This window comes from Nonomuraea sp. NPDC049637, assembly GCF_040675235.1.
Classification (GTDB): Bacteria; Actinomycetota; Actinomycetes; order Streptosporangiales; family Streptosporangiaceae; genus Nonomuraea.
The window spans coordinates 137803-152362 of sequence record NZ_JBFAOM010000005.1; the positions used below are offsets into that span (position 1 = coordinate 137803).

Annotated in this window: 11 protein-coding genes; 7 read left to right on the plus strand and 4 right to left on the minus strand. The window is 72.3% G+C overall.

Annotated elements, in window-relative coordinates:
- The first annotated feature begins 17 nt into the window (after window positions 1-17).
- The 5 genes from AB0J71_RS09330 to AB0J71_RS09350 all read left to right on the plus strand — a co-directional run bounded on the left by AB0J71_RS09330 (window position 18) and on the right by AB0J71_RS09350 (window position 7637).
- Window positions 18-1136 carry a glycosyltransferase family 1 protein gene (locus AB0J71_RS09330; RefSeq protein WP_364413544.1) on the plus strand — a complete coding sequence of 373 codons (1119 nt, stop codon included), beginning with the start codon at window positions 18-20 and terminating at the stop codon, window positions 1134-1136.
- Window positions 1137-1156: 20 nt separating this feature from the next.
- Complete coding sequence (locus AB0J71_RS09335; protein WP_364413546.1) at window positions 1157-2248, plus strand: NDP-sugar synthase; 1092 nt, start codon at window positions 1157-1159, stop codon at window positions 2246-2248.
- A 62-nt stretch (window positions 2249-2310) separates the two neighbouring features.
- Window positions 2311-3204, plus strand: a complete 894-nt coding sequence (locus tag AB0J71_RS09340) for a DNA-3-methyladenine glycosylase 2 family protein (protein WP_364413714.1) — start codon at window positions 2311-2313, stop codon at window positions 3202-3204.
- A 51-nt stretch (window positions 3205-3255) separates the two neighbouring features.
- Window positions 3256-5808 carry a bifunctional FO biosynthesis protein CofGH gene (locus AB0J71_RS09345; RefSeq protein WP_364413548.1) on the plus strand — a complete coding sequence of 851 codons (2553 nt, stop codon included), beginning with the start codon at window positions 3256-3258 and terminating at the stop codon, window positions 5806-5808.
- Window positions 5809-5924: 116 nt separating this feature from the next.
- Window positions 5925-7637 carry a substrate-binding and VWA domain-containing protein gene (locus tag AB0J71_RS09350; RefSeq protein WP_352323378.1) on the plus strand — a complete coding sequence of 571 codons (1713 nt, stop codon included), beginning with the start codon at window positions 5925-5927 and terminating at the stop codon, window positions 7635-7637.
- Between the two features lie 32 nt (window positions 7638-7669).
- Here AB0J71_RS09350 and AB0J71_RS09355 read toward each other — a convergent pair whose 3' ends face one another.
- The 4 genes from AB0J71_RS09355 to cofD form a co-directional block, all read right to left on the minus strand.
- Window positions 7670-8095: a DoxX family protein gene (locus tag AB0J71_RS09355; protein ID WP_352323379.1), complete on the minus strand. Its 426-nt coding sequence runs from the start codon at window positions 8093-8095 to the stop codon at window positions 7670-7672.
- Between the two features lie 15 nt (window positions 8096-8110).
- Window positions 8111-8842, minus strand: coding sequence for a lytic polysaccharide monooxygenase (locus AB0J71_RS09360; protein WP_352323380.1), 732 nt, complete (start codon window positions 8840-8842; stop codon window positions 8111-8113).
- A gap of 100 nt (window positions 8843-8942) precedes the next feature.
- Entirely contained in the window at window positions 8943-10214 is a 1272-nt protein-coding gene (locus AB0J71_RS09365; protein ID WP_352323381.1) for a coenzyme F420-0:L-glutamate ligase, read from the minus strand.
- On the minus strand, window positions 10211-11149 hold the full coding sequence (gene cofD / locus AB0J71_RS09370) for a 2-phospho-L-lactate transferase (RefSeq protein WP_352323382.1): 939 nt from the start codon (window positions 11147-11149) through the stop codon (window positions 10211-10213). The genes AB0J71_RS09365 and cofD overlap by 4 nt, the downstream gene beginning before the upstream one ends.
- A gap of 182 nt (window positions 11150-11331) precedes the next feature.
- Here cofD and AB0J71_RS09375 point away from each other — a divergent pair, with 182 nt between their 5' ends.
- Window positions 11332-13953 carry a hypothetical protein gene (locus AB0J71_RS09375; RefSeq protein ID WP_364413550.1) on the plus strand — a complete coding sequence of 874 codons (2622 nt, stop codon included), beginning with the start codon at window positions 11332-11334 and terminating at the stop codon, window positions 13951-13953.
- Window positions 13954-14274: 321 nt separating this feature from the next.
- The gene (locus AB0J71_RS09380) at window positions 14275-14535 is read left to right on the plus strand and encodes a WhiB family transcriptional regulator (RefSeq protein ID WP_020546325.1); all 261 of its coding nucleotides are present in this window, start codon (window positions 14275-14277) and stop codon (window positions 14533-14535) included.
- Window positions 14536-14560: the final 25 nt, after the last annotated feature.

Sequence of the window (14560 nt, forward strand, 5' to 3'; positions counted from 1 at the left end):
GGGAGAAGATCCACGTAATGCCTCGAGTGCTCGTCGATGCCGCCGCGGTCCCCGCCGACCGTGGTGCGTTGATCCGGTACGTGGACGGGCTCGTGGCCGCGCTCCACCAGGCAGGGACCGATCTGGTCGTGGTCTGCCAGCGTGCGGAGGCGGAAAGGTACCAGCGGCTGGCGCCTTCGGCCCGTGTCGTCCCCGGCCCCGTCGCCATCACCAACCGGGCCGCCCGGCTCGCCTGGGAGCAGACCGGCGTGCCGCTGCTCGCCCGCCAGACGGGGGCCGAGGTCATCCACGCCCCCTACTACTCCATGCCGCTGCGCTCCGGCCTGCCGACCGTCGTGACGGTGCACGACGTGACCTGGTTCACCGAGCCCGACCAGCACAGCCCGGCCAGGGCCGCGTTCTTCCGCTCGGCCACGCGCACCGCCGTCCGGCACGCCCGGCGCGTCATCGTGCCGTCCAAGGCGACCAGGGACGAGCTGGTCCGCGTGTTGTCGGCCGACCCCACCCGCATCGACGTCGCCTACCACGGCGTCGACCTCGCCCAGTTCCACCCGCCGAGCGAGGACGAGGTGCGCCGGGCGGCCATCAGGTGCGGGCTGCACGGCCAGCCGTACGTGGCCTTCCTCGGCAACCTCGACCCCCGCAAGAACGTGCCCAACCTGATCCGCGGCTTCGCCGCCGCCGTCAAGCGGCTGGAGACGCCGCCCGCGCTGGTGCTCGGCGGCGGCGTGCACGAGGACGACGTCGACGCCGCCTGCCGCGAGGTGGAGGCCACCGTCCGGGTGATCAGGCCGGGGTACCTGCGCGCGCCCGATCTGCCGGGGTTCCTGGGCGGGGCGCTCGTCGTGGCGTTCCCCTCGCGCGGCGAGGGCTTCGGCATGCCGGTGCTGGAGGCCATGGCCTGCGGCGCGGCCGTCCTCACCACCCACCGGACCTCGCTGCCCGAGGTGGGCGGCGACGCCGTCGCCTACACTGAGCCGGACGCCGACAGCATCGCCGACGCCCTGGGCGAGCTGCTCTCCTCCCCCGACCGGAGGCGGCAGTTGCAGGAGGCCGGGCGGGCGCGGGCTCGCGAATTCACCTGGGAGGCCTCGGCGGAGGCCCACCTCAACTCTTATCAACGCGCAATCGAATAGTTCGCTACTCTCACGGAGTGATGGAGAGCTCTTTGCCAGACCTCGAGGCGATCCTCCTGGTCGGGGGGCAGGGCACACGCCTGCGTCCGCTGACACTGGGCACGCCCAAGCCGCTGCTGCCGACCGCCGGAGTGCCGTTCCTGGCCCACCAACTCGCCCGTGCCCGGTCCTTCGGCGTGCGCCGGATCGTGTTCGCGACCTCGTACAAGGCGGCGATGTTCGAGCCCGCCTTCGGCGACGGGTCAGCCCTCGGGCTCTCCCTCGAATACATGACCGAGGAGACGCCGCTCGGCACCGGCGGGGCCATCCGCAACGCCGCCGAGGCGCTCACCTGCGGGCCCTCCGACCCGGTGCTCATCCTCAACGGCGACATCCTGTCCGGCCACGACATCGGCGACCAGGTGCGCACCCACTGCGAGCGCGGCGCCGCCGTGACGCTCCACCTGACGGAGGTGGAGGACCCGACGCGGTTCGGCTGCGTGCCGACCGACGAGTCCGGACGGGTGACCGCGTTCCTGGAGAAGACCCCCAACCCGGTCACCAACCGCATCAACGCCGGCTGCTACGTCTTCACCCGCTCGGTGATCGACTCGATCCCGCGCGGCGAGGTCGTCTCCGTGGAGCGCGAGACGTTCCCCGGGCTGATCGACTCCGGTGAGCTGGTGCTGGGCTACGCCGACCGCACGTACTGGCTCGACGTGGGCACGCCGGCCGCGTTCGTGAAGGGCTCGCGCGACCTGGTGCTCGGGCGGCTCGACTCGCCGGCGCTGCCCGGCCCGCAGGGCGAGCACCTCGCCCTCGACGGGGCGAAGATCTCGGCCGAGGCCAAGGTCCAGGGCGGCACCACCGTCGGCGCGCGGGCCGTCGTCGAGGCGGGCGCGTCCGTGGTGGGCTCGGTGTTGTGCGACGACAGCGTCATCGAGGCAGGGGCCACGGTGAGCGACTCGGTCGTGGGCAAGGGCGCCCGGATCTGCGCCGGCACGGTCGTGCGCGACGCGGTGATCGGCGACGGCGCGGTGGTCGGGCCGGGCAACGAGCTGCAGGGCGGGGTGCGCGTCTGGCCGGGCGTCGAGCTGCCCGAGCGCGCGGTCCGCTACTCCAGCGACGTCTGACCGCCCGCCGGGGCCGCGCGGGTGAGCGACCACCCGCCGCCGCGCGGCAGACTGGACGGGTGATGGAACGCAGGTGGGAGCCCGACGGGCCGCTCGACGTGGAGCTGGCCCTCGGCCCCCACCGGCGCGGCACCGGCGATCCCGCCTGGCGCCGCACCTCCGACGGCTCGATCTGGCGCGCCTGCCGCACCCCCGACGGCCCGAGCACGCTGCGGGTGACCGTGACGGCCGCAGCCGTGCGGGCCCAGGCGTGGGGGCCGGGCGCCGGATGGTCGCTGGAGACCCTGCCCGCCCTGCTCGGCGCGCTCGACGACGTCTCCGGCTTCCGCGTCCGGCACGACGTGCTGGCGGACGTGGCGCGCAAGCACGCGGGGCTGCGCATCGGGCGTACCGGGCGGGTCATGGAGGCGCTGGTGCCCGCGGTGCTGGAGCAGAAGGTCGTCGGCCGGGAGGCCTGGCGGGCCTGGCGCTACCTGCTGCGCCACTATGGCGAGCCCGCCCCCGGCCCCGCCCCCGACGGCATGCGGGTGCCGCCCGAGCCGGTCGTGTGGCGGCAGATCCCGAGCTGGCACTGGCACCGGGCGGGCGCGGAGGCCGTCCGGGCCCGGACGATCGCCAACGCCGCCTGGCACGCCGCCAAGCTGGAGGCCGCGGCCACCACGGAGGAGCTCGACCGGCTGCTGCGGGCCCTGCCCGGCATCGGCGTCTGGACGTCGGCAGAGGTGCGCCAGCGGGTCTTCGGCGACGCCGACGCGGTGAGCGTGGGGGACTTCCACCTGGCCAAGCTGGTCGGCTACGCGCTGACCGGGGAGAAGACCGACGACCAGGGGATGATGCGGCTGCTGGAGCCGTACCGGGGGCATCGGCACCGGGCGACGGTGCTCGTCTGGCTCAGCGGTCTGCGCCCGCCGGCGCGGGGGCCGCGGATGGCCGCGCGCGACTACCGGTCCTTCTGACATCCCGCCCTGGGTGCGCGTCACGAACTCAGGGGTGCGTACTGTGCCTCTATGAGTCTTGTCAGTGATTCCGCGCTTCGCCGTGCCCTCGCCCGTGCCCGTGACGGCAAGGCGCTCGACCTCACCGAGGCCGTCGTGCTGCTGCACGCGCGCGGCGAACAGCTCGACGCGCTGCTCGAGCACGCCTCCCGCGTGCGCGACGCCGGACTGAAGGCCGCCGGCAGGGAAGGGGTGATCACCTACAGCAGGAAGGTGTTCATCCCGCTGACCAGGTTGTGCCGGGACCGTTGCGGCTACTGCACGTTCGCGACCGCGCCGCACAAGCTGGAGTCGGCCTTCCTGAGCCCGGACGAGGTGCTGGAGATCGCCCGGCAGGGCGCGGCGATGGGCTGCAAGGAGGCGCTGTTCACGCTGGGGGACCGGCCGGAGGAGCGCTGGCACCAGGCCCGCGAGTGGCTGGACGCGCACGGCTATGACGACACGTTGTCCTACGTGCGCGCCATGGCCATCCTGGTGCTGGAGGAGACGGGGCTGCTGCCGCACCTCAACCCCGGTGTGCTGAGCTGGCGTGACCTGCAGCGGCTCAAGCCGGTTGCGCCGTCCATGGGCATGATGCTGGAGACCACCTCGCGCCGGCTGTTCGAGGAGAAGGGGCAGCCGCACTACGGCTCCCCCGACAAGGACCCGGCGGTACGGCTGCGCGTGCTGGAGGACGCCGGTCGCAGCAACGTGCCGTTCACGACCGGGATCCTCATCGGCATCGGCGAGACCGTCGAGGACCGGGCCGAGTCGATCTTCGCCGTCCGGAAGGTGGCCCGCGAGTACGGCGGCATCCAGGAGGTCATCGTCCAGAACTTCCGCGCCAAGCCGGACACGGCCATGCGCGGCCTGCCGGACGCCGACCTGCACGAGCTCGCGGCCACGATCGCCGTCGCGCGGCTGGTCCTCGGCCCCCGGGTACGCCTCCAGGCCCCGCCCAACCTGGTCGACTCCGAGTACGCGCTCATGATCCGGGCCGGCATCGACGACTGGGGCGGCGTCTCGCCCCTGACCCCCGACCACGTGAACCCGGAACGCCCCTGGCCGCAGATCGACGACCTGGCCGCGCGTACCGCAGAATCCGGCTTCGACCTGCGGGAACGTCTGACGATCTACCCCGAGTACGTGCGGGCCGGCGAGCCCTGGCTGGACCCGCGGCTGTTCGCGCACGTCGAGGCCCTGGCCGACCCCGCCACCGGGCTCGCCCGCGAGGACGCCGTGCCGCAGGGCCGTCCCTGGCAGGAGCCGGACGGCGGGTTCACCGCCGCCGGACGGGTGGACCTGCACGTCGAGGTGGACACCACCGGCCGCTCGAACGATCGGCGCGACGACTTCGACCACGTCTACGGCGACTGGACGGCCCTGCGCGAACGCCTCGGCCCGATCGCCGCCTCGACGCCGAGCGACGTGCGGCAGGCGCTGCGGCGGGCCGAGGCCGACCCCGCCGGGCTGACCGACGCCGAGGCCGTCGCGCTGCTGGGCGCGGAGGGCGAGGCGCTGGACGAGCTGGCGGCCATCGCCGACGCGCTGCGCGCGCAGGCCGTCGGCGACGAGGTCACCTACGTCGTCAACCGGAACATCAACTTCACCAACGTCTGCTACACCGGCTGCCGCTTCTGCGCCTTCGCCCAGCGCAGGACCGACGCCGACGCGTACACGCTGAGCCTGGACCAGGTGGCCGACCGGGCCGAGGAGGCGTGGACGGCGGGCGCGACCGAGGTGTGCATGCAGGGCGGCATCCATCCCGACCTGCCGGGAACCGCCTACTTCGACATCGCCAGGGCGGTCAAGGCCAGGACGCCCGGCATGCACGTGCACGCGTTCTCCCCGATGGAGGTCATCAACGGAGCCTCCCGGACGAACCTGTCCATACGCGACTGGCTGGAGGCCGCCAAGGACGCCGGGGTGGACTCGCTGCCCGGCACGGCGGCCGAGATCCTCGACGACGACGTGCGCTGGGTGCTGACCAAGGGCAAGCTGCCGGCCAAGGAGTGGATCGACGTCATCACCACGGCCCACGAGGTCGGCATCCCGACGACGTCCACGATGATGTACGGCCACGTGGACCACCACCTGCACTGGGTCAGGCACATCAAGCTGATCAGGCGGCTGCAGGAGCAGACCGGCGGGTTCTCGGAGTTCGTGCTGCTGCCGTTCGTGCACACCAGCGCCCCGATCTACCTGGCCGGCATCGCTCGGCCCGGCCCCACCGCCCAGGAGAACCGCGCGGTGCACGCCCTGGCCAGGATCCTGCTGCACGGCGCGATCCCCAACATCCAGTGCTCGTGGGTCAAGCTCCAGGACGACCTGTGCCGCCAGGTGCTCCGCGGCGGCGTGAACGACCTCGGCGGCACCCTCATGGAGGAGACGATCAGCCGGATGGCGGGCTCGGAGAACGGCTCGTACAAGACGATCAGCGAGCTGCGCGAGATGGTCGAGGTCACCGGCCGGCCGGTACGCCAGCGCACCACCGAGTACGGCAGCCCCACGGCCGAACGGCTGGCCGCCGCGCAGGCGAGCGACGGGGTGTGCCAGAGCGTGAGAAGGGTCTTGCCGATGGCATAGTTGTAACAAGTTCTAACAAGGGTTGCGCCCGGTATGGGAGGCACTGGAAGAATCATCACTCCACTGGAGAGAGGTTCATCGTGCGGTTGGGTCGACACCGTGCCGCGCTGCCTCCCGTGCAGCGACGCAGGAAGGCGCTCCAACGGGGCATGCTGGCCGGCCTCGCCGCCGTGGCCGTCGCCGCCGGCAGCCTGTACGTGGTGCTCGGCGGCGGTCCCGCCCTGTGCGTGTCACGAGATCCTGTTCTGGTCAGCGTGGCCGCCGCCGTGGACGTGGCGCCGGCGGTCATGGAGGCCGCCGGGCGCTTCAACGAGACCAAGGCGTCGGTCGGCGGGCGGTGCGTGCTGGTCCAGGTGACCGAGCAGCCGTCGGCCACCGTGCTGCGCACGCTGATCGGCGACCGGGCCGGCGTGCTGCGCGAACGTCCCGACGGCTGGATCGCCGACTCCTCGGCCTGGATCAGGCTGGCCCGCAGCCAGGGCGCGAGCTCGCTGCCCGCGGGGGAGACCGTGGTGGCCACCTCGCCGCTGGTGTTCGCCACGCGGTCGTCGCTGGCCCGGCGCTTCTCGGTCGGCGGGACCGAGATGAACTGGCGGATGGTCTTCCCGCCGACCGTGCGCGGGCGGCTGACGCCCAGCTCGGGCGAGCCCGACGTCGTACGGGTGCCCGATCCGTCGCTGGTGGGCGCGGGGATCGCGACCGTGGCCGCGGCCAGGGACGTCGTGGGCACCGGCCCTGCCGCCGACAAGGCGCTGACCGCGTTCGTCCGCTGGGCGCAGGCCGGGTCGGCGCCCGACTACCGCAGCATGCTCGACGCCGTGGACGACCGCGGGTTCTGGCAGCGTCCGGTGGTCATCGTCCCCGAGCAGTCGGTGTGGAACCACAACAGGGTGCCCTCGCCCGACCCGGTCGTGGCGCTGCACCCGCGCGAGGGCACGATCGAGCTCGACTATCCCTACGTCGTCACGGCGGCCGATCCCGGCGTCGCGGAGGCGTCCACCGCCTTCGCCGACTGGCTGAAGGGCGGCCAGGCGCAGGAGATCGTCCGGCGGGCCGGGTTCAGGTCGGGCGACGGCCGGCTGGGGCCGCTCTCGCCGGGGCCGCAGCTCCCGTCCGAGGCGCCGAAGACCAGGCCGTCGGTGTCGCAGCAGGACATCGACGAGGCCCTGCGCGCCTGGAGCAGGCTGGCGCCGCCGACCAACATCCTCGTGCTGGCCGACACCTCCAAGCACATGGCCGAGCCGCTGAACGGCAGCACCAAGGTGCGCATCGCCTTGGCCGCGGCCAAGATCGGGCTGCAGCTTTTCCCGAACTCCACGCACATGGGCATGTGGGAGTTCGCCGACAAGGTGGGAGCCGTCAGGAGCTACCGGCAGCGGGTCAGCCTCGGCCCGATCAGCGAGCCGGAGTCGGGCCAGGTGCTGCGGCGCAGCGTCCTCGACGAGCTGACCAGCACGATCGCCCCCCACCCCGACCTGGACAGCTCGCTCTACGACGCGATACTGGCCGGGTTCCGCAGGATGAGCGGCGACTACCGCGACGACATGAACAACACGCTGCTGGTGATCACCGCCGGCAAGGACGACGGCAAGGGCGTCAAGCTCCCGCGGCTTCTCGATGCGCTGCGGAAGGAGTGGGACCCGGACAAGCCCGTCCAGATCGTCATCATCGCGTTCGGCAAGGACGTGGACCGCGGCAGCCTGTCGCAGATCGCGGCGGCCACGAACGGCTCGCTGCACGAGGCGCAGGAGCCCGGGGAGATCATCGACGTCTTCCTCGGCGCGCTGGCCCGCAGGCTCTGCCATCCCACCTGCAAGCCGGCCGCCTGAGGGGATGCCGGTCGCCCGGCACCCCCTCCGGCCTACATCTGGTGCACGGTGGCGTTCTCGCCGCGGTGGGTGAAGCGGGACACGAGCTTGTCCAGCGACCACGCGCCGCTGCCGAGCAGCGCCAGCATCAGGAACGACCACGAGAACATGGCCGCGGCCTCGCCCCCGTTCTGCAACGGGAACAGCCCCTTGGGCAGGTGGACGGTGAAGTAGGCGTAGGCCATCGTGCCCGAGCAGAGCAGGGCGGCGACGCGGGTGGCGAGCCCGATGAGGACGAGACCGCCCGCGCCGAGCTCGATCACCCCCGCCCACCAGTCGGGCCATTGGCCTACGGACGGGGTCGTTCCGCCGTACGGGCCGCCGAGTACGCCGAACAGAGTGGCGGCCCCGTGGCAGGCGAACAGCAGGCCCACCACGATGCGGAACAGCGACAGCGCGGCGTCACGAAGCTTGGTCATCGGTCTGTCCAGACCTCAGATCCGCTGCCAGAGCGCAGGGACGTTCGGCGGCTCCCAGCCCGCGATGGCCGTGTGGGGCTGCAGGCACCGGTAGGAGACGCCGTTGTAGGTGACCGTGCTGCCCGTGGTGTAGGCCGTGCCGGCCTTCCAGGTGCCCGAGGCCGTCGTGGTCGGCGTCGGGGTCGAGGTCTGGGTCGGGGTCACGGTGGGGGTGGCGGTGGGGGTCGGCTGGCCGCCGCCGCCGATCTGCAGGTCGATGCAGGAGTAGAAGGCGTTGGAGGTGTCGGAGATGTTCCAGATCGCCAGGACCTTCTGGCGGCCGGAGTAGCCGGAGAGGTTGACGGTGTGGGAGATCGTCGACGGCGGCTGCTGGCCGTTGCCGTTGAAGACCGCGACCCGGGTGCCGCCGATGTAGTACTCGTAGTTGAGCGTGGCGTGCCTGGCGGTGAACGTCCAGGTGAAGGTCACCGAGTTGCCCACCGAGGTGGCCGGCCACGGCTTGCTCTCGTCGCTGAGCTGGGCGAACTGTCCAAGATTGGCGTTGCAGCTCCGCAGGCCCTTCGGGCCCTCCACGCTCTGCGGCTCGTAGACGATCTGGCCGCAGTCGGGCACCTTGCCCTGGGCGCAGAACGCCTGCCTGCTGGGCGGCGAGTTCACATAACCGTGGGCGAACGCGGGAGAGGTGTTGAACACCGCCGTGGCGATGGTGATCACCGCCACGGCGACTAACGTGAGAGTCCTTCGCATTGAAGTGGCTCCTTTACATGGGGGGATAGTCCAAATGTAAAGGAAAGTTTCCTAACGGTAAACGGTTGGCTTACCAGATTTCCAGACTCCCGTCAGAGGCTCAGCGCGTCACGATGAAATCGCGCGGGTCACGGGGGGCGCGGTCGCGCGGCGGCGCGGCGGCGTGCCCGATCGCCACGCAGCCCATCGGGTCCCATGACTCCGGCAGGTCGAGCACCTGCCTGACCACCGGCCGGCAGAACATCGTGGAGGACACCCACGCCGAGCCCAGCCCCTCGACCGCGAGCTGGATCAGGAAGTTCTCCACGCCGGCGCCCGTCGCCACGACGAACATCTCCCGCTCGGAGGCGTTGCGCCGCTCGTCGCGGTAGGTGTGCGAGCCCTCCATCACCAGGCACGGCACGACCAGGTAGGGGGCGTTGCGCAGGACGTCGCCGCGTTTGACCCGCTTGGCGATCGACTGCTCGGTGAACCCGTCGCCGCGCAGGTCGTCGATCCACGCCTCGCGCATGGCGTCGAGCAGCTCGGTGCGGGTCCGCGCCGACTCGACCAGCACGAACCGCCACGGGGTCGTGTGGTGCGGCGCCGGCGCCGCGATGCCCGCGGCCACCGCCCTGCGCACCGCCTCGCCGTCGACCGGCCGGTCGGAGAACTCCCTGATCGTACGGCGGGCGAACACGACGTCGCGGGCGCCGAAGCGGAACATGTCCTCGTCGGCCGGGCGGACGAGCGGCCTGACCCCCGGCCCGTCGTCGTCGGTCACCAGATGGGCCAGGCCGCGCACGATCGCCGCGGGAACGCCGTCGAGCTTGCCCTTGACCAGCTCGGCCGCGCTCGCGATCTCGTCGGCCAGCGCGGTGACGGTGGCGCCGAGCGCGTTGCCGTAGGGATCGGAGGAGCCGCGGAAGTCGTCGAGCGGACGAACCCCGGCGGCGCCGATCGCCACGTCGGTCAGCCCGTTGCGCCACGGCCGCCCGAACGTGTCGGAGACGATCACCCCCACCCGCGCGCCCAGCCCGGCCCTGATCCGCGCCGCCGAGGCGTCGGGGTCCTCGGGCAGCAGCAGGACGGTGCCCGGCTCGGTGTTGGAGGCGTCGACCCCCGCCGCGGCCATGACGAAACCGTGGCGGGTCTGGACGATCACCGTGTCGCCGCGCCTGGCGACGACCCGCTCGGTCTCCTCCTCGATCGCGCTCGCGCGGTCGGGCGCCTGGCGGACCCGCCCCTCGGCCTTGCTGACGATCTTGGAGGTGACCACCACGATGTCGCCGTCGCGCAGGTCGGCGTCCTTGAGCAGGGCGGCCACGTCGTCGCCCGGCCGGACCTCGCCGATGCCGGTGACGGCGATCACCTCGACCCGTCGCGTGCTCATCGGGCCAGCTCCAGCGCCAGGTCGAGCGCCGTGCGGGCGATGTCGGCGGTCGCCTCGGCGTCGTGCATGAGGATCGGGCGGGACACCACCCGCACGCCGTCGAGCGCCACCCCGGAGTCCTCCTCGGCCACCAGCCAGCCGTCGACCAGGCCCGAGCCGTAGAGGTCGAGCACGGCCTGGGCCGAGGTCTCCACCCCGATGGCCGTCAGGCAGGCGTCGGCCATGCCGCGCACGGGCGCGCCGCCGATGATGGGGGAGACGCCGACCACGGTCTTGGCCGCGACCGCCTCCCGGATGCCGGGCACCTGCAGGATCGTGCCGATGCTCACCACCGGGTTGGACGGCGGCAGGATGACCACGTCGGCCTGCTCGATGGCCTCCAGCACGCCCGGCGCGGGCTTGGCGGTCTCGACCCCGACCAGCGCGAACGACTCGGCCGGGACCGAGGCGCGCAGGCGCACCCACCACTCCTGGAAGTGCACGGCCCGCTTGCCGCGCTCGTCGGAGATCACCACGTGCGTCTCGCAGCGGTCGTCGGTCATCGGCAGCAGCCGCACGCCCGGCTGCCAGCGCACGCACAGGGCCTCGGTGATCTGCGAGAGCGGATAGCCCGCCTCCAGCATCTGCGAGCGGACGATGTGGGTGGCGAAGTCGCGGTCGCCGAGCCCGAACCACTGCGGCTCGACCCCGTAGGCGGCCAGCTCCTCCTTGACGACGTGGGACTCCTTGGCCCGGCCCCAGCCCTGCTCCTCGTCGATGCCGCCGCCCAGGGTGTACATGACGGTGTCGAGATCGGGGCAGACCCGCAGGCCGAACAGGGTGATGTCGTCGCCCGTGTTGCCGATGACGGTGATCGAGGCGTCGGGTGCGGTGGCGCGCAGGCCGCGCAGGAAACGGGCGCCGCCGATGCCGCCGGCGAGTGACACGATGTGCATGCGTCCCAGTCTTCCATCGGCGTCCGACATCCCCGTGGGGGGAGTGGTTCTGTCCCACTTCGGAGCAACGAAGTTCCAGGTATAGGGGTAAATGGGATGGAAGAGGTTCTTGGGACACCCGCCGCGAAAGTCGGCAATGTGGCAAACTCCCTTCGGGCCAAAGGGTCCGATGGGGGTTACTCATGAGCAAACTCAATGCCGCCCGACTACGGGAGCCGGCCGCCTGGATCATGCTCGTCACCGGGCTCGTGGACGTCGTCCTGACGATCGGCCACATCCTGATCGGCTCGGGCAGCCCGCTCGGCGGCGGGTTCGCCACCCGTGCCGCCGCGAACCTGACGGGCCTGACCAGCCCGGTCGTGACCGCGCTGCTCGTGGGCGCCGTGCTGCTCGTCACCAGGACGGGCGAGCGCTCGTCCAAGGCCCGGCTCATCGCCTACGGCTCGGCCGCCGGCCTGGTGCTCGCCGCCGTGTTCGGCGCGCTGGCGCTGATCGTGGGGCTGTTCGCCGGTGGCGGCTTCCGCGGCGTGGTGGAGTACGTGCTCACGGGTGTGCCCCTGCTCGCGCTGACCGCCGTCGGGCTGGTCTACCTGCTCCCCGAGGTCATGCCCGGCCGCGCCCCCATCCCCACCCTCGACGGGTACGGCCGCCCGACCACCCACTACGGCCAGCCCCAGCAGTTCGGCCAGCAGGACCAGCCCCAGTACGGCCGCCCCCAGCAGTTCGGCCAGCCGGACCAGCCCGCCTACGGCCAGCCGGACCAGCCCGCCTACGGCCAGTCCGACCAGCCCTCCCAGGGCCGGCCCGACCCCACGCCGCAGGCCGCGTACGCGCAGCCGCACGCCGCGCCGACCCCCTACGGCCAGCAGTCCGCGCTCGCCGAGCTCCCCCCGGGCCAGGACGCCCAGCCCCCGGCTCCCGACAGCCGGCCCGCCTCCTCCGGCTACGCCCCGCAGCCGCCCTCGGGCCAGGTCCCCGCAGGCTCGGGCTACACGCCGCAGCCGCCGTCCGGCCAGCAGTCCCCGGGCTACGCGCCCCAGCCCCCGTCGGGCCAGCAGTCCCCGGGTTACGCGCCCCAGCCTCCGTCCTCCGGCTACGAGCCCCAGCCCGCCTCCGCCGCGTACGCCGCCCAGCCCCCGTCCGGCCAGCACGCCACCGTCACCTTCGGCCAGCAGGACCAGCAAGCTCCGTACGGCCAGCAGGACCCGCAGGCTCCGTACGGCCAGCAGGACCCGCAGGCTCAGTACGGCCAGCAGGACTCCCAGGCCTCATTCGGGCAGCAGGACCCGCAGGCTGGTTATGCCCAGCAGGACCAGCAGGCCGCCTTCGGGCAGCAGCCGGGTTACGGCGGCGGACAGGCGCCGAACCCCGGGGCGCAGCCCGGCTACGGCCAGCAGCCCCCGAGCTACGGCGGCCACCCCGACCCCTCCGCCGGCGGTTACGGCCAGCCCGAGCCGTCCACCCCCGGCTACGGCCAGCCCGCCCCCGCCTTCGGCCAGCCCGACCCCGCCGGTTACGGCCAGCCCGCGCCCTCCGCGCCCGGCTTCGGCCAGTCCGACGCCCCCGGCTTCGGCCACCAGCAGGAGACCCCCGTCCCGCACGCGGCCGAGGCGCAGTCCCCCTACGCCCCCCAAACCCCCGACGCCCAGCCCGCCTACGGCCAAGTCCAGGGTCAGGTCCAGGGCCACGGCCAGCAGCCCGCCTACGGCCAGCCCGAACAGCCCCCGTTCGGCCAGCCCGCCCAGGGCCAGCAACCCGACCAGTCACCCTTCGGCCAGCAGCCCGACCAAGCTCCCTTCGGGCAGTCCTCGCACGGCCAGCCTGACCAGGCGCCCTTCGGTCAGTCTTCGCACGGTCAGCAGCCCGAGCAGAGCCCGTTCGGCCAGCCCTCTCACGGCCAGCAGTCCGAGCCGTACCAGCAGCAGCAGCCCTACCAGCCGGCCAGGGCCGCGCTTCCGGGCCCGGCCGCCGACCAGCCCTTCGGCCACCCGCAGGGACCGGCCGGTCAGCCGTTCGCGCAGCCGCAGGGCTTCGGCCAGGACCAGGGGTACGCCCCGCCCGCCTACACCCCGTCCGAGACGCTCCCCGACTCCGGTTACCAGCCGCCGGCCGGCGAGTACACCCCCGCGCCGTACGTCCCGGCCGACAGCCAGCCCAGCGCGTACGGCCAGTCCGGCTACCCCACCCCCGAGAACCCGTACGCCCCGAGCAACAGCTCCCCGAACGCCTTCGCCGACCAGGCGTACCCGAGCGGCGAGACCAGCCCGAGCGTCCCGTACCCGCAGGCGGAGGCGCAGCAGCCGTACCAGGACCGGCAGAGCGCCTTCGACCAGCAGGGCGGCCAGCCGTTCACCGGCTACTCCGGTCACGAGTACGCCACCCCCGCCTTCCAGGAGCCGGACCCGCCCGTGGACCCGCGCTCCCAGCAGCTCCTGGACGCCTACCAGCAGGCCGAGACCTACCAGAGCTCGACGGCCGCCTCCGGCACCCAGCCCGACCTGCGGGTGCCGGACTACGCCGGCCAGCCGGCCAGGCCGTACGACGACCCGTTCGGCCACCCGCAGCAGGCGCAGCCCTACCAGCAGCAGCAGAACGCGTACGAACCCCAGCAGGGCCAGTACGAGCAGCCCCAGACCTACCGCCCCACCCACCAGGCCCCGGCCGGCTGGAGCGAGGCGCAGGGCGAGTCGACGATGCGGCTCGACCCCTCGCAGCTCGGGGACGCCCTCGGCGCCCAGAACCGCCCGGGTGACGACCCAATCGACCCAACGGCCATATACACGCCCAACGAGCCACGCAGGTAACGGACCGGCAAACGACGGCTAGAGAGAAGGTGGCCCAAAGGGCGGGCGTCTACCCCGCCCTGGTACGGTTCCGACCGCTGACAGCGTTGAACGAACCGGGTCGAAGCCTTGCTGTGCAGGGGGAGTCGGCCTGGTGCGAACACCACATGCCGAGCACACCGGGGCGAGAGTCGGTCTTTCCCCGGATACCGTCATGCCGCTTGACGTCACGTACGGCACGCGCGTGTAATTACAACCATGTTGTTACGCCTTCCCGTGGGTGGGTAGGAGGAAGGCGTCCATGGGGGGCTCCATTGCGGGCGGGCGGCAGGGAGGTGTGCAGTGACCGATCCGGTCATCGCACAGGATCAGCTTGACGCTGAAGAACTCGGATGGCAGGAGCGCGCGTTGTGCGCGCAGACCGATCCGGAGGCGTTCTTCCCGGAAAAAGGCGGCTCCACCCGAGAAGCCAAGAAGGTTTGTCGATCGTGCGAGGTCCGTGCCGAGTGCTTGGAGTACGCGCTCGAACACGATGAGCGCTTCGGCATCTGGGGTGGGTTGTCGGAGCGGGAGCGCAGACGGATCAAGCGCCAGGCCGTTTAGGGGATATGAGCGAAAGGGTCACGCG

Excerpts from the sequence above, each read along its gene's own strand:
- AB0J71_RS09330 (WP_364413544.1), top strand. The coding sequence starts at position 18 with ATGCCTCGAGTGCTCGTCGATGCCGCCGCGGTCCCCGCCGACCGTGGT.
- AB0J71_RS09335 (WP_364413546.1), top strand. The coding sequence starts at position 1,157 with ATGGAGAGCTCTTTGCCAGACCTCGAGGCGATCCTCCTGGTCGGGGGG.
- AB0J71_RS09340 (WP_364413714.1), top strand. The coding sequence starts at position 2,311 with ATGGAACGCAGGTGGGAGCCCGACGGGCCGCTCGACGTGGAGCTGGCC.
- AB0J71_RS09345 (WP_364413548.1), top strand. The coding sequence starts at position 3,256 with ATGAGTCTTGTCAGTGATTCCGCGCTTCGCCGTGCCCTCGCCCGTGCC.
- AB0J71_RS09355 (WP_352323379.1), bottom strand. The coding sequence starts at position 8,095 with ATGACCAAGCTTCGTGACGCCGCGCTGTCGCTGTTCCGCATCGTGGTG.
- AB0J71_RS09360 (WP_352323380.1), bottom strand. The coding sequence starts at position 8,842 with ATGCGAAGGACTCTCACGTTAGTCGCCGTGGCGGTGATCACCATCGCC.
- AB0J71_RS09365 (WP_352323381.1), bottom strand. The coding sequence starts at position 10,214 with ATGAGCACGCGACGGGTCGAGGTGATCGCCGTCACCGGCATCGGCGAG.
- cofD (WP_352323382.1), bottom strand. The coding sequence starts at position 11,149 with ATGCACATCGTGTCACTCGCCGGCGGCATCGGCGGCGCCCGTTTCCTG.
- AB0J71_RS09375 (WP_364413550.1), top strand. The coding sequence starts at position 11,332 with ATGAGCAAACTCAATGCCGCCCGACTACGGGAGCCGGCCGCCTGGATC.